Raw genomic sequence first — 14,609 nt, forward strand, 5'->3', positions numbered from 1 at the left:
GTGCCCGTCGTGCACGGCGTACACGATGGCGTTACGTACTGTACGACGTTCTCGGCGCCGGCCCTCCGGGATCGCGCCCCGGCCGGCTTCTGCTCCGGTGGCCCGGGCGGCGCGCACGGCGCGGGCGCCGCGCGGCGTACTCGGGCGCGCCTTCGAGGCGTTACCGCCCCCGGGAGCCAACCACCGGCCTGTCCGAGCTCTGGACACCCCCTGCTCGCAACTATTGCCCACTGCAATACTTCGGCCATGGAAGCCATGCGAGAAATACGGGCATGCCCGAGTCCGAGCGGGCGGTCGTCGATGGCCGGGAGCGGTGTCGCGCCGCGATGCGGTGGGGCGCTGCGGTGAGCGGGGCGCGCAAGCAAGGGGTGCGGCACCGGGGTGCGCACCTCGGTGACTTCACGGTCCAGCCACGGATGTTGGTGATCTGCGGGTGGGCGCTGCTCGTGGGCGGGGCCGGCGCGGTCGCGGCCCTGGTGCTGTTGCGGCTGATCGGGCTGGTCACCAACGTGGTGTTCTACCAGCGGTGGTCGACGGCACTGGTCGCCCCGGGGTTGGAGCACCGGCCGTGGTGGTTGGTGCTGGGCGCGCCGGTGGTCGGCGGGCTGGTGATCGGCGTGATGGCACGCTACGGGTCGGAGAAGATCCGCGGGCACGGCATGCCCGAGGCGATCGAGGCGATACTGACCGGCGGCAGCCGGGTCGCGCCCCGGGTGGCGGTGCTCAAGCCGCTGTCGGCGGCGGTCAGCATAGGGACCGGCGGCCCGTTCGGCGCCGAGGGGCCGATCATCATGACCGGTGGTGCGATCGGCTCGATACTGGCGCAGGGGCTGCGGCTCAGCGCCGACGAACGCAAGACACTGCTGGTGTCCGGCGCGGCGGCCGGCATGGCGGCGACCTTCAACTCCCCTTTGGCGGCCGTGCTGTTGGCCGTGGAGCTGCTGCTCTTCGAGTGGCGGCCGCGCAGCTTCGTGCCGGTGGTCGCGGCGGTCGGGGTCGGCACCGTGGTGCGCGGCTTCCTGCTGGGGACGGCGCCCATCTTCCCGGTCTCCGCCACCGACCTGCACGCCACCCCGGTGGTCATGGTGCTCTGCGCCGTGGCCGGGCTGCTCGGCGGGGCGCTCGCGGTGGCCGCGACCTGGTTGGTATACCGAGCCGAGGACGGCTTCGCACGGCTGCCATTCCACTGGATGTGGTGGCCCGCCATCGGGGGGCTCGTCGTCGGCCTGGGCGGTCTGGTCGAACCGCGCGCCCTGGGCGTCGGCTACGACGTCATCGACCAACTGCTGACCGGGCGCGCCACGGTGTCCCTGATCGTCGGCATCCTGGTCGTCAAGACCCTGATCTGGTCGCTCTCGCTGGGCTCGGGGACCTCGGGCGGGGTGCTCGCCCCGGTCTTCATGATCGGCGGAGCGGTCGGCGCGGCCGAGGGGCTGCTCTTCCCCCATGTCGTCCCCGGATTCTGGGCGATGATGGGGCTGGCCGCCGTGGTGGGCGGGGTGATGCGGTCACCGCTCACCGGCGTGGTCTTCACCCTCGAACTCACCCACGCCTGGGGCGCGGTGCTGCCGCTGCTGCTCTCCTCCACCGCCGCCTACGCGCTCTCGGCGCTGCTGCTCAAGCGCTCGGTGCTGACCGAGAAGATCGCCCGCCGCGGTCTGCACCTGACCCGGGAGTACTCCACCGACCCGTTGGAGACCTTCTTCGTCGAAGAGGTCATGGAACGCCGGCCGTTGCTCCTGGAGGGCCGGGGCGGCGTGGTGACGGCGATCCGGCTCACCAGGGATGCCGACGGCGCACCCGGCGGCGAGCGGCGGCTGATTCCCGTGGTCACCGACGAGGGGGCGACGGGCCTGGTGACGACCACGGGTGATTTGTTGGAGGCGGCCGCCCGGGACGCCGACGGGCCGGGGAGCAGCACGGTGGCCGACGTCTGCGGGCCCTCTCCGGTGACGCTCCGGCCCGACGACACCCTGCGCCGGGCCGCCTATCTCTTCGCCGAACACGGCGTCACCCAGGCCCCGGTGGTCGCCGACGGGCGCGTCGTGGGGACCGTCACCCTCCACCATCTGCTGCACGCGCGACGGCACGACCTGACGGAGGAACACCACCGGCAACGCCTCATCCCCGCCAGGCGACGGCAGGAACCGGACGTGGTGCCCCTCTGAGTCGACCCCGCACTCCCGGGACGGGGCCCGCGCCACCGCGAAGACCCCGTCCCGGGGGTGCTCCGTCCCGGGAGAGCCCCGTCAGCGCTCCGTCAGCGAGTCGACGGCCCGCTCGCCGGAGGCATCGGTCAGGGCGCGCAGCCCGCGCACCAACTCGGCGCGCCGGTCGGCCGGGAGGCTGGCGACGATGGTCCGGATCTCCCGGTGGCGGTGGGCCATGACCTGCTCGACCAACCGCCGGCCCGGTGGGGTGAGGTCGAGGATGACCTCGCGGCGGTTGTCGGGGTTCAACTGGCGGTCCACGAGGCCGCGGGCCGCCAGCTTGTCGACCATCCGCATCGCCGTCGAGGCGTTCACGTCCAACCCGGCGGCGAGCGCGGCGAGGTTCACCGGGCCCTCGCCGTGCAGGCCCACCAGGGTGCGCAGTTGAGGCAGCGTCAGCGCCGGCTCGGTCTCGGCGAGCGCCCGCGCGGAGAGTGCGACGAAGAGTCGGGACGCGGTCATGACCGTGGCGGCGACCTCCTCCACGGTCTCGTGCAGCTCGTCCGCCGGCCGACTCGCGGGCCGCGGCTGTCCGTCGTTTTCGCTTTGTCGCGCCACACTGCTTTTATACCGTTCTGTTGGGTTGGTGACGAACGGCGGGTGACCGGCGGACGGGTGCGGGGGAACCGCGCGGAGCGACCGCGCACGACAGGGGCGCGGACACCACCTCCCGCGACGCCCGCTCCGTCCCATGTCACAAGCTGGGGCGCGTAGTTGTGAACTCGCGCCCCAGAACGCAACCACTCGGGGTTTATGACTTTCGTTTGCGAAGCCGCCCCCCTTCGCGCCGTACCGAGATGATCTCCAGCCTGTTTCGCTGGTAGCTGCGTACGGCCAACCCCCGTACCGCCGGCCGTCTTTGCTCACTTCTGTTCACGTCCCGGGAGGGAAAGTGCCCGTGCCGGACAACGCCACCGGTTCCGCTACCGACGAGCCCGACCTCGTGCCGCCCACAGACAGTGCGCTCACCAGCCTCAGCACCCAGGCCGCGCGGCAGCTCGCGACCACCACCAAGTCCGAGCCCCAGATGCAGGGCATCACCTCCCGGTGGCTGCTCAAGTCGCTGCCGTGGGTGGACGTCAAGGGTGGCACCTACCGGGTCAACCGGCGCCTCACGCTCCGGATCGGTCGCGGCCGGGTCCAGTTCGAGCACAACGGCGCGGACGACATCAAGGTGATTCCCGAGACCCTCACCGAACTGCCGGTGCTGCGCGGCTACGACGAGCCCGAGGTCCTCCGGGAACTCGCCGGCCGCTTCAGCGTCCGGGAGGTCCGCGCCGGGCAGGTGCTCTTCGAGACCGGTCAGCCCGCCACCGAGGCGTACCTCATCGTGCACGGGCGGTTCGCCCGGTACACCACCGGCAAGTACGGCGGGGAAGAGGTCACCGGCGTCATCACCGACGGCGACCAGATCGGGGAGGAGGCCCTCGGCCAGGCCGACCCGCAGTGGCGCAGCTCGGTCCGGGCGGAGACCCCGGGCGTGCTCATGGTGCTGCCCTGGGACGTGCTCCGGGAGTTCACCGACCGCGTGCCGTCCCTGGCCGCGCACCTGACGGCCTACGCGGAGCGCCAGCAGCGCCCGATGAACCGCAAGGGCGAGGCGGACGTGCCGGTGCAGGCGGGGCACGTCGGCGAGCCGACGCTGCCCGGCGGCTTCGTCGACTACGACCTCGCCCCGCGCGAGTACCCGCTCTCGCTGACCCAGACCGTGCTGCGGGTGCACAGCCGGGTCGCCGACCTCTACAACCACCCGATGGACCAGACCCAGCAGCAACTCCGGCTCACCGTCGAGGAGATCCGCGAGCGCCAGGAGTGGGAGCTGGTCAACAACCGGGAGTTCGGGCTGCTGCACAGCGCCGACTACGGCCAGCGGATCAGCACCTACACCGGCCCGCCGACCCCCGACGACATGGACGAGCTGCTGTCCATGCGCCGCAAGACGAAGCTCTTCCTGGCCCACCCCAAGGCCATCGCGGCCTTCTTCCGGCAGTGCAACAAGCGCGGCCTGGTGCCCGGTTCGGCCAGCGTCGACGGACACGAGGTGCCCGCCTGGCGGGGCGTCCCGATCTTCCCGTGCGGCAAGATCCCGATCAGCGACGTGCACACCAGCAGCATCATCGCGCTGCGCACCGGCGAGGCGGACCAGGGCGTGGTCGGCCTGCACCAGACCGGTATCCCGGACGAGTTCCAACCCGGCCTGAACGTCCGCTTCATGGGCATCGACGACGCCGCCATCGTCAAGTACCTCGTCACCGCCTACTACTCGATGGCCATCCTCGTGCCCGACGCCGTCGGCGTCCTGGAGAACGTCCAGATCGGCCGGAGCGCCGACTGACCGGTGGCAGCACCTAGGGAGCACCAACCATGAGCACGCCCCCCACCGCCGCCGGGTTCACGCTGCCCGGCCCGCCGAACCTCGTCAGCTCGCTCCGGTCCCGCCGCACCGGGGCGGTCCCCGGGCTGAGGTACCGCCCCGCCGCGCCGGCCGATCCGGAGAAGGCCGCGGAGGTCGACCGCAGGCTGGAAGCCTGGGCCCGCCAGTTGGACCTCTTCCCGGCCCAGTGGTCCGGGGACTTCGCGGAGTTCCAGTGCGGCCGGGCCGTCGTCCTCCAGCATCCCGCCGCGGCCGACCTCGAACGCCTCACCGTCGCGGGCAAGTTCCTGCTGGCCGAGAACATCGTCGACAGTTGCTACTGCGAGGAGGACGAGGGGCGCGGCGCCGTGCGCGACCGTCTGGGCGGCCGGCTGATCCTTGCGCAGTCGGCGCTCGACCCGTTCCACGGCGCGCCCGCGCAGGAGGCGGAGTGGCGGCGGGGCATGCAGGCCGACGGCCCCCTGCGCTCGTACCAGGCGGCGATGCAGGACTTCGCGGCCGTCGCCACGCCCAGTCAGGCGGACCGTTTCGTCCACGACATGGCCCGGCTGCACATGGGCTATCTGGCCGAGGCGTCCTGGGCCCAGACCCGGCACGTGCCGGAGGTCTGGGAGTACCTGGTGATGCGGCAGTTCAACAACTTCCGCCCCTGCCTGTCCGTGGTCGACGCCGTCGACGGCTACGAACTGCCCGAGGCGCTCTACGCCCGCCCGGAGGTCCAGCGGGTCACGGCGCTGGCCTGCAACGCCACGACCATCGTCAACGACCTCTACTCCTTCACCAAGGAACTGGCCAGTGATCCCACCCACCTGAACCTCCCGCAGGTGGTGGCCGCCCACGACAAACGCGGCCTGAGGGCCGCCTACTTGAAGAGCGTGGAGATCCACAACGAGGTCATGGAGGCGTTCGAGACGGAGTCGGCACCGCTGGCCGCCAGCTCACCCCTCCTCGCCCAGTACGTCCGGGGCCTGTCCGACTGGGTCGCCGGCAATCACGAGTGGCACGCCACCAACACCGATCGCTACCAGTTGCCCGACTACTGGTAGACCGAACAGCGCACCGCCGCAAGGAGTCAGCTTTGACCATTGCCCACGCCGACACCGCCCGTACACCGGTGCCGACCCAGTCCACGTACCAGTCCCGGGTCGCGGACTACTGGAACACCGAGGAGAACCCGGTCAACCTCGAACTGGGGAAGATCGACGACCTGTACCACCACCACTACGGCATCGGGGACGCCGACCGGTCGGTACTGGACGAGCCGGACCTCGCCCTGCGCCGCGAGCGGACCACCGCAGAGCTGCACCGCCTGGAGCACTCCCAGGCCGAGCTGCTCGCCTCGCACCTCGGTGACCTCTCGCCCACCGACCGGGTCTTCGACGCCGGTTGTGGCCGCGGTGGCGGCAGCGTCACCGCGAACCTGCGCTACGGCTGCCACGCCGACGGGGTCACCATCTCCACCAAGCAGGCCGAGTTCGCCAACGAGCAGGCCCGCAAGCGGGGCATCGACGACAAGGTGCGCTACCACCACCGCAACATGCTCGACACCGGTTTCGAGTCCGGCGCGTACGCGGCGTCGTGGAACAACGAGTCGACCATGTACGTCGAGCTGGACCTGCTCTTCAGGGAGCACGCCCGGCTGTTGCGGCGCGGGGGCCGGTACGTCACGATCACCGGCTGCTACAACGACGCCTACGGGCGCGCCTCCCGCGAGGTGTCGTTGATCAACGCCCATTACATCTGCGACATCCACCCCCGCTCGGAGTACTTCCGGGCCATGGCCAACAACCGGCTCGTCCCGGTGCACGTCGAGGACCTCACCCAGTCCGCGCTGCCGTACTGGGAACTGCGCCGGGAGGCGGACCACTTGGTCACCGGCATCGAGGACACCTTCCTCAACGCCTACCGCAACGGCAGCTTCCAGTACCTGCTGATCGTCGCCGACCGGGTGTGAGGCGCCGGGGCCGCGCCGCGTCCCGGGCGCGGCCCCACCACCCGACGACCGGGACGGCCGGCGCCACCGCACAAAATGCGGTGACACCGCGGGCGGCCCTCCCTACCGTGCGCTCATGGACCACACCAGCACCGCCCCGCCACGACTGACCCGGCTCGCCTTCCACGGTCCCCTGTCCCCGGCCCGGGCCACCGGGATGATCGACCGGCTCACCGCCGCCACGACCGCTCCCGCCACGGTGCTCGACATCGGCTGCGGCTGGGCGGAGTTGATGCTCCGCCTGCTGGCGGCGCTGCCCGGGGCGACCGGCGTCGGCATCGACCTCCGCGCGGACGACCTCGCCCGCGGCCGCGCCAACGCCGAGGCCCGCGGGCTGGCCGAACGCGTCCGCTTCGCCGAGGGCTCCGCCGTCACCCTCGACCGGCAGCCCGCCGACGTCGTCCTCTGCCTGGGTGCCAGTCACGCCCTCAGTGAGGCCCGACCGCCCGAGCACACCGCGGCCGCGCTGCGCGCCCTGCGCCGGCTGGTCGCCCCCGGCGGCCGGGTCCTCCTCGGCGAGAGCTACTGGCAACGCCCGCCGACGGACCGGGAGTTGGCCGCCATGTGGCCGGACGCCTCGCGCACCGAGTTCCACGACCTGGCCGGCCTGGTCGACCTCGCCGTCGCCGCCGGCTTCCGCCCGGCCTGGATCGAGACCGCGAGCGACGACGAATGGGAGGCGTTCGAGTCCAGCTACCAGGCGGACGTCGAGGAGTGGCTGGCCGCCCACCCGGATCACCCGCTGGCGTCGGAGACCCGCGACCGCGTCGACCGGCACCGCCGCAGTTGGCTGTGCGGCTACCGCGGGGTCATGGGGCTGGCGTATCTGACCCTCGTCCCCGTGCACGACGCCGAGGCGTAGGGGTCCCGGGGCCGAGGCTACTGACGGGTGGAGGAGGATCGTGGCATGCGGGTGTTGATCGTGACCGTCGGATCGCGGGGCGACGTCGCGCCGTTCACGGGGCTGGGGCGGTGTCTGCGGAAGGCCGGGCACGAGGTGGTGCTGGCCGCGCATCCCCCGTTCGCCGGGCTCGTCGGCGCCTGTGGGCTGGACTACCGGCCGTTGCCGGGGGATCCGCGGGAGTTGATCCTCGCCAGGGACCGCGCGTCGTCGCCCGAGGAGGCCCGGGCGGCGACCAAGGCGTTCCTGGACGGCCTCGCCGACGGGGTGGCGACGGTCGTGGCGGACGGCGCGGATCTGGTGCTCACCCCGTTCGGTGCGGCACCGTTCAGCCTGACGGCCGGTGCGGCGTTCGGCGTCCCGGTCCTCGGCAGCTATCTCGTACCGGCCTTCGCCACCGGGGAGTTCCCGCCGCCGGGGGCGCCCAGCGCCGACGATCTGGGGGCGGCGGGCAATCTGGCCGCGGGCCGGGCGGCGCTCGGGCGCGCGGAGGGGCTCTACGCGGGCGCCGTGGCCCGCATGCGGGACCGCCTCGGGGTGCCCGCCGGCACCCCACCGCCCCAACTGGCCGGCATCCGGCCGGTGTTCCACGGCGTCAGTCCGCTGGTGGTACCGCGCCCCGCCGACTGGCCCGAGCGGGTCGAGATGACCGGCTACTGGTGGCCCGCCCGGCCGCACGGTTGGCGGCCGCCGGCCGAGCTGGTCGACTTCCTCCGGGCGGGCCCGCCACCGGTGTTCGTCGGGTTCGGGAGCATGGCGCCGGGCCAGGGGGAACGGCTCAGCGCACTGGTGGCCGCGGCGGTGCGGCGGGCCGGGGTGCGGGCGGTGGTGCAGGCGGGCTGGGCCGGCCTGAGCGGCGGGGGCGAGCAGATCCTGGCCATCGGGGAGGTGCCGCACGACTGGCTGTTCCCGCGCACCGCCGCCGTGGTGCACCACGCCGGAGCGGGCACCACCGCGGCCGGGCTGCGGGCCGGGGTGCCCGCCGTCCCGGTTCCGGTCATGGCCGACCAGCCGTTCTGGGCCGCCCGGTTGCACCGGCTGGGGGTCGCTCCCCGCCCCCTGCCGTTCCGGGACCTGACCGCCGAGGCGCTCGGCACGGCGATCGCGGCCTGCCTGGGCGACGACGCCCACCGCCGCCGCGCGGCCCGACTCGCCCGGGGACTCGCGACGGAGGACGGCGCCGCGGCGGTGCTCGCCCACATCGAGTCGGCGCGGTAGGGGCGTTGGGCGGTTTCCGAACCACGGGAACATTCCGGCCGGCGACCACGTTGGCCCAGGGCCCGACCGCCTCACGACACCGGGAGCATCGTGCCCACCACCACGCCGCCCGTCGCCACCCTCTCCCCCGCCCTTCCCGCCCTCGACGCGCAGGCCGAGCGGCTGATCGCGCTGGGGGTGCACGAGCTCGCCGGGCTGACGGCCGCCGAGGTCCGCGCGTTCGCCGCGACCGCCGCTTCCCGGGCGGGCGACGGGGGCGCGCTGCTCGCCGTCCACCCGGACCGCGCCCCCGCCTCCGCCCTCGCGCCGCTGCTCCGCCACGGCGGCAAGCCCGGCTTCGTCGTCGTCGACATGCCCGACGTCGACCACTTCGCCCCGCTCGATGCCCTCCCCCTGCCCGACGCCCCGCTCTACCTCCTCACCGATCCCGACCGCGGCGACCACCTGGCCAACTGGAGCCCGAACGAGGCGCTGCCCGCGCTCACCGCGGGCGCCCGCACGCCGCTGCTGCTCACCGAGGGCCTCCACTGGGTCCTCCAGCAACCCGCCGTCCTTGAGCGCAACCACTGCTTCATGACGATCGGCTCCCGACTCCCCAAGCCCAACGGCACCCTGGACGCCCGCACCCCGGCCCTCTGGCTCAGCAACGGCACCGGACGGGACGGCCGCGAGCGCCGCAACGCCCCCAAGGTGGGCTGGTGTTGGGCCGGCAACCGCCACACCTGGCTGGGCTTCGCCTCCGCGTCGGGCCGGTGGGTCCGAGACGCGTAACGGGGCGGGCACTGCGTAGCGGGGAGTCGCGGGCGTCCGCCGCGGCTCCCCTACAACTTCAGCCCGTTCCGGGTGATGTACCCGTTGTGGAAGGTGAGCAGCCCGCCGAGCAGCGCCAGCCACAGCACGGTGCTGACGAGCGGGAAGGAGTCCACCGGGATCGTGTAGGCCAGCACCACCCGCAGCACCGCGTCGAGCAGGAAGACCGCGCCCCACACCGCCGTGATCAGCCGCAGGTGGTGACGGAAGGTCGGCTCCGCGTCCCAGCGCGCCTCCCAGGCGACCAGCCCGGCCTCGCCGACCTTGGCGACGACGATGCCGCGCGAGGCCGTCATGATGAACGGGCGCCGGGTGAGCAGCGTGCCGAGCACCCAGAGTCCGATCGCGGCGGTCAGCCAACTGTCCCGGACCAGCAACACCCGCGGGCTGCCGGTGACCGACGACAGCAGGGCGCCGACCACCACCAGGCACAGCGTGAACACCGCCATCGCCTCCACGCGTCGCTGCCGCACGATGCCGTAGACGATCCACGGCAGCGTCAGCAGGCCGCCGGCGACCATCGAGAGCCACTGGCCGGCGCCGAGCGCGCGCAGCCCGTAGTAGGAGCCGAGCGGGACGACGAGCTCGAAGAGCAACTGCGCCGCGAGCCGTCGGCGCAGCCGGGCCGTGCGGCGTAAGGCGGCCGCCGCGGCCTCCGGATCGGCCTGCGGTGCCGGGTCGGGGCCCACGGTGGGTGACGGCGCGTCCGCCGCGGTCATGACGTCCTCCTGGTGGCGCGGTCGAACAGGTCCGCCAACTCCCGGCCGGCGGCCCGCACATCGAGCTCGGGGTCGCGGGTGGCGCGGCGCACCACGTCGTCGATGGCGGCGCGGATCGCCCGGATCATCACCCACGGGTCGAAGTCGCAGAACTCGCCGGCGCGTTGCGCCTTGCGGAGCTGCTCCACCTGGAGGGCGAGGAGCGACTCCGCATGGTCGAGGAAGGCGACCACGCCGGGGTCGTCGCCGCGCAGGTGGGAGAGGACCTCGACCATCGCCGCGAGGTGGTTGGGGTACTCGGCGAGCAGGTCGAGGTTGCCCTCGATGGAGGCACGCAGGCGGTCCGCATACGCCTCGTGCACCTCGATGCGGGGGCGGACGTACGCCTCGCCGAGCCGCATCACCTCGCTGACGACCTCGCGCATCAGGTCGTCCCGCCCGTCGAAGTGGTAGGAGATCATCCCCGTGCTGCTCAGCCCGGCGCGCTGCGCGATCTTCGCGAACGAGGCGCCGTGGTAACCGACTTCGGCGATCACCTCGATCGCCGCGGCGACGATCTGGGCCCGGCGCCCGGTTTCCGTGAAGGAGGGCTTGGCCTTGCGCCCGGCCCCGTTTTGCTTGTCTGAGCTGTTTCTTGCTTGCATGAGCAAGACGCTAGGACGGTTTGCTCGCCCGAGCAAGAGGGCGCGCGGCGCGACGGTCGCCACTCCCGCCCGGTGCGCACCCCAACACGACGTCGCGGTACGCGCCGCAAACGCCGCTTATCCAGGGGAAGTTGGTTTGATAGCGGAGTACGGGACTACGAGTGCCGGGGTCAGGTCGCTCTCGGTGCGCCAGGGTGGGGAGGGATCCGTGGACGAGGAAGCGCTCTGCTGGCTCGACGGGACCGGGTTGGCGGCGTTGATCCGCGCCCGGCGGGTGTCCGCCGCGGAGGTGATGCGGGCCCACCTGGAGCGCATCGCGGCGATCGACCCGAAGGTCACCGCGATGGTGACGGTGCTCGCCGAACGGGGACTCGCGGCGGCCCGCGCCGCGGACGCGGCGGTGGCGGCCGGCCAGGCGGTGGGCCCGCTGCACGGCGTGCCGTTCACCGTCAAGGACTCGCTGGACGTGGCGGGCGCGGTGACCACCCGCGGCTCGTTGCTCTTCCGGGACCGGGTGCCCGCCGCGGACGCGACCGCGGTGGCACGGCTGCGGCGGGCCGGCGGCATCGTGCTGGGCAAGACGAACCTGCCGGAGTTCTCCTACTGGACCGAGACCGACAACCTGCTCGTCGGCAGGTCGCGCAATCCGTGGGACGGCGAGCGGACCCCGGGCGGGTCCAGCGGCGGCGAATCGGCCGCCATCGCCGCCGGGTTGTCGCCGTTGGGGCTCGGCAGCGACGTGGCCATCTCGGTGCGCGGCCCCGCCCACGACACCGGCATCGTCGCGCTGAAGGCCACCCGGGGGCGGATCCCGATCACCGGGCACTGGCCCGAAGTGCCGCACCGCTTCTGGCACGTCGGCCCGATGGCCCGCAGCGTGCGGGACATCGCCACCGCGCTGCGGGTCCTCGCCGGGCCCGACGGCGTCGACGGTCGGGTGCGGCACTCCCCTCCCCTGGACGACCGGACCCCGGGCCAACGCCCGCGGGACCTGGCCGGGTTGCGGGTGGGCTGGGCCTGCGAGCCGGCGTTCGGCCCGGTGGACGGCGCGGTGACCGGCACCGTCGCGGCCGCCGCCGACGCGCTGCGCGCGCTGGGCTGCACGGTCGAGGCCGCCGCACCGGACGGGCTGGCGGAGATCGACGCGGCCGAGCTGAGCACGGTGCTGTTCACCGCCGAGGTGGTGCCGTACTTCCGGCGGGTGGCCGCCGGCCGCGAGCACGAACTGCACCGGGTCATCCAACGGGCCCTCGACGCACCCGACATCGCGCTGGCCGACTACCTCGCCGCCCAACGGCAGGTCGAGGCGCTCGACGCCCTGTTCGCCGGCTACTTCGAGCGGTACGACGCCCTGCTGTGCCCGGTGTGCCCGGTCCCCGCGCCCCCGCACGCCCGGTCCACGCTCCGCGTCGGCGGGGTCACCGTCCCGGCGCGCGGCATCATGCGGGCCACCGTGCCGTTCAACCTCACCGGCCTCCCGGCGCTCTCCCTGCCGTTCGGCGCCACCGCCGACGGCCTGCCCATCGGCGTCCAACTCGTCTCCCGCTGGTACGCCGAGGCCACCGTCCTGCGCCTGGGCGCCGCGCTGGAGGCCGTCAGCCCGGTCCGCGACCGCCGTCCCGAGCTGACCTGAGCCGGTCCTGGGCGAACCGGGCCGCCGCGGCACCGAGCGGGCGGAAGGCGCGGGCGGTGGCGTCCCAGGTGCGGAGCTCGGCGGTGCGGTCGTCGTAGTGCCAGGCGTGCAGGCGGAGTCGGCGGGTGGCGAGGCGGCGGGTGACGCAGGGATAGGTGCGCAGGTGGTGGAGCTGGGTGAGCAGGTGCCGCGCTTCCGGGGTGTGGCCGCCGGCGGGGCGGGCGTCGGGGGCGGGCTGGTGGGCGGCGCGGGTGAACCAGTTGCGGGCCAGCGGGAGTTCGGCCGGGGCCGGGTCGTCCCGGAGGGCGCTCAGGGCCGCGCAGTCGGTGTGGCCGCACAGGACGACGTCGGGGACCTGGAGGGTGCCGAGGGCGAATTCGAGGGTGGCGGCGGTCCCGCACCGGGCGTCGGGCCGGTAACGGGGGACGACGTGGGCCGCGGTGCGGAGCTCGTGGAGTTCGCCGGGGGCGGTACCGGTGAGCTGGGTGGGCACGACGCGGGAGTCGGAGCAGGTGATGAACAGCGCCCGGGGAGTGGGGCGGGCGGCCGGGTCCTGGACGGAAAAGGGCATGGCGGCACTCCAGCGGGGTGGGCGGGGGTGGGCTTGTGAGGGCCCCGTAGGGAGCAAGGAGCAGTAGGGGTCAGGGAGTTGGCGGCGCGGCGGGCAGGGTGACCGTGAAGCGGGCACCGCCGCGCTCCGCGTCACCGACCTCGATGTGGCCGCCGTGTCGCTGGACGACGTCGCGGACGATCGCCAGGCCCAGGCCGGCGCCGCCCTCGTCGCGGGTGCGGGCGTCGTCGAGGCGGATGAAGCGGGTGAAGATGCGCTCGCGGTCGTCGGGCGGAACGCCGGGGCCGTCGTCGGTGACGTCCAGGGCGACGGTGCCGGCCGCGCCGGGCCGCACCGCGACGCGAACCGTGGAGCCGGCGTGGCGCTGGGCGTTGTCGAGCAGGTTGCCCAGCACGCGGGCGAGTTGGGTCCGACTGGCCTCGACCGGTACGGCCGCGTCGGGCAGGGTCACGGCGATCGGCAGCCGGTCGCCGATCCGGTGCGCCAGCTCGTCCCGGACGAGTTCGGCCAGGTCCAGTCGCTCGGCGCGGGGCCGTTCGCCGGCGTCCAGGCGGGCCAGCAACAGCAGGTCGGAGGCGACCCGTTCCAGGCGGACGGTGTCCTCGATCAGGCCGTCCAGCTCCAGCAGTTCGGGGTGGGCGCGGGCGACCTCCAGTTGGGTGCGGAGGCTGGCGATCGGGCTGCGCAGCTCGTGGGAGGCGTCGGCGACGAACTGCCGCTGCCGCTCCACCGAGGTCTCCAGGGCGGCGAGGGTGGCGTTGGTGGTCCGGGCCAGGCGGGCGACCTCGTCGCGCGAGGCGGGTTGCGGGACCCGGCGGGAGAGGTCGCCGCCCATGATCTCGGCGAGCTCGGCCCGGATGCCCTCGACGGGACGCAGGGCGCGGCGGGTCACCAACCAGGTCACCAGGGCCACCACCAGCACCAGCGCCGGCAGCCCGAGGAGCATGGCGTCGCGCACCCCGCCCACCGCCTGCCGTTCGGTGTCGAGGGAGGAGCCGGCGTAGACGGTGACGGTCCGGCCCTCCGGGGTGGTGGCGAGCAGCCCGGCCACCCGGAAGTCCTGGCCGGCGGGGTGGTCGTGGTGCAGCCGCAGGGTGACGGTGCGGAACCCGGCGTGGTCGGCGACGGACCCGCGGGCCGGGGCGTCGTCCTCGTCATCGTCGTCGCCGTGGTCCCCGTGGTCGCCATCGGACCTGCCCTCGGGGTGCGGGGCGCGGGCGAAGTCGGCCATGGGCGGGGCGTGGTGGAGGTCGTCGTCGGCGGAGAGCACCTTGCGGTCGGCGTCGACCACCTGCACCGGCCGGTCGTCCTCGTCGGGCAGGTCGAGGTGGTCGACGGGCGTGCCGACCGCGACCTGGGTGGCGACCTCGCGGGCGGCCACCTCCGCCTGGAGGCCCGCGCTGTTGACGAGGTTGCGCTGGAGCACGACGAGCACCCCGACGCCGGCCGCGACCAGGGCCAGCGCCACCACGAGCGTGGACGCCAGGGTCGTGCGGGCCCGGACCGATCCCCACCAGCGGGGCGGGCGTTCGTCGG

Annotated in this window: 13 protein-coding genes; 8 read left to right on the forward strand and 5 right to left on the reverse strand. The window is 73.6% G+C overall.

Annotated elements, in window-relative coordinates:
• Positions 1–416: 416 nt before the first annotated feature.
• Positions 417–2,168 carry a chloride channel protein gene (locus ACIQU6_RS29815; protein ID WP_403484824.1) on the forward strand — a complete coding sequence of 584 codons (1,752 nt, stop codon included), beginning with the start codon at positions 417–419 and terminating at the stop codon, positions 2,166–2,168.
• Between the two features lie 81 nt (positions 2,169–2,249).
• On the opposite strand, the gene ACIQU6_RS29820 is transcribed toward ACIQU6_RS29815, so the two are convergent.
• Positions 2,250–2,768, reverse strand: coding sequence for a MarR family winged helix-turn-helix transcriptional regulator (locus ACIQU6_RS29820; protein WP_403484796.1), 519 nt, complete (start codon positions 2,766–2,768; stop codon positions 2,250–2,252).
• A 334-nt stretch (positions 2,769–3,102) separates the two neighbouring features.
• On the opposite strand from ACIQU6_RS29820, the gene ACIQU6_RS29825 reads away from it, so the two are divergent.
• From ACIQU6_RS29825 to ACIQU6_RS29850, 6 genes are all read left to right on the forward strand, one after another.
• A complete protein-coding gene (locus tag ACIQU6_RS29825; RefSeq protein ID WP_403484797.1) occupies positions 3,103–4,545 on the forward strand; it encodes a family 2B encapsulin nanocompartment shell protein in 1,443 nt (480 codons plus the stop codon).
• 29 nt (positions 4,546–4,574) lie between these two features.
• Positions 4,575–5,630, forward strand: a complete 1,056-nt coding sequence (locus ACIQU6_RS29830) for a family 2 encapsulin nanocompartment cargo protein terpene cyclase (RefSeq protein WP_403484798.1) — start codon at positions 4,575–4,577, stop codon at positions 5,628–5,630.
• Positions 5,631–5,662: 32 nt separating this feature from the next.
• The gene (locus tag ACIQU6_RS29835) at positions 5,663–6,538 is read left to right on the forward strand and encodes a geranyl diphosphate 2-C-methyltransferase (RefSeq protein ID WP_403484799.1); all 876 of its coding nucleotides are present in this window, start codon (positions 5,663–5,665) and stop codon (positions 6,536–6,538) included.
• A gap of 115 nt (positions 6,539–6,653) precedes the next feature.
• A complete protein-coding gene (locus tag ACIQU6_RS29840) occupies positions 6,654–7,439 on the forward strand; it encodes an SAM-dependent methyltransferase (protein ID WP_403484800.1) in 786 nt (261 codons plus the stop codon).
• 45 nt (positions 7,440–7,484) lie between these two features.
• On the forward strand, positions 7,485–8,696 hold the full coding sequence (locus ACIQU6_RS29845; RefSeq protein ID WP_403484801.1) for a glycosyltransferase: 1,212 nt from the start codon (positions 7,485–7,487) through the stop codon (positions 8,694–8,696).
• Positions 8,697–8,786: 90 nt separating this feature from the next.
• A complete protein-coding gene (locus ACIQU6_RS29850; protein WP_403484802.1) occupies positions 8,787–9,467 on the forward strand; it encodes a DUF5701 family protein in 681 nt (226 codons plus the stop codon).
• A 50-nt stretch (positions 9,468–9,517) separates the two neighbouring features.
• On the opposite strand, the gene ACIQU6_RS29855 is transcribed toward ACIQU6_RS29850, so the two are convergent.
• Entirely contained in the window at positions 9,518–10,225 is a 708-nt protein-coding gene (locus tag ACIQU6_RS29855; RefSeq protein ID WP_403484803.1) for a VC0807 family protein, read from the reverse strand.
• Positions 10,222–10,869: a TetR/AcrR family transcriptional regulator gene (locus ACIQU6_RS29860; RefSeq protein ID WP_403484804.1), complete on the reverse strand. Its 648-nt coding sequence runs from the start codon at positions 10,867–10,869 to the stop codon at positions 10,222–10,224. The genes ACIQU6_RS29855 and ACIQU6_RS29860 overlap by 4 nt, the downstream gene beginning before the upstream one ends.
• Before the next feature lie 208 nt (positions 10,870–11,077).
• Here ACIQU6_RS29860 and ACIQU6_RS29865 point away from each other — a divergent pair, with 208 nt between their 5' ends.
• A complete protein-coding gene (locus ACIQU6_RS29865) occupies positions 11,078–12,502 on the forward strand; it encodes an amidase (protein WP_403484805.1) in 1,425 nt (474 codons plus the stop codon).
• Here ACIQU6_RS29865 and ACIQU6_RS29870 read toward each other — a convergent pair.
• Entirely contained in the window at positions 12,465–13,073 is a 609-nt protein-coding gene (locus ACIQU6_RS29870; RefSeq protein WP_403484806.1) for a carbonic anhydrase, read from the reverse strand. The genes ACIQU6_RS29865 and ACIQU6_RS29870 overlap by 38 nt on opposite strands.
• A 70-nt stretch (positions 13,074–13,143) precedes the next feature.
• Positions 13,144–14,544, reverse strand: coding sequence for a sensor histidine kinase (locus tag ACIQU6_RS29875; protein WP_403484825.1), 1,401 nt, complete (start codon positions 14,542–14,544; stop codon positions 13,144–13,146).
• Between the last annotated feature and the right edge of the window lie 65 nt (positions 14,545–14,609).

The organism is Streptomyces sp. NPDC090442 (assembly GCF_044769405.1).
Lineage (GTDB): Bacteria > Actinomycetota > Actinomycetes > Streptomycetales > Streptomycetaceae > Streptomyces.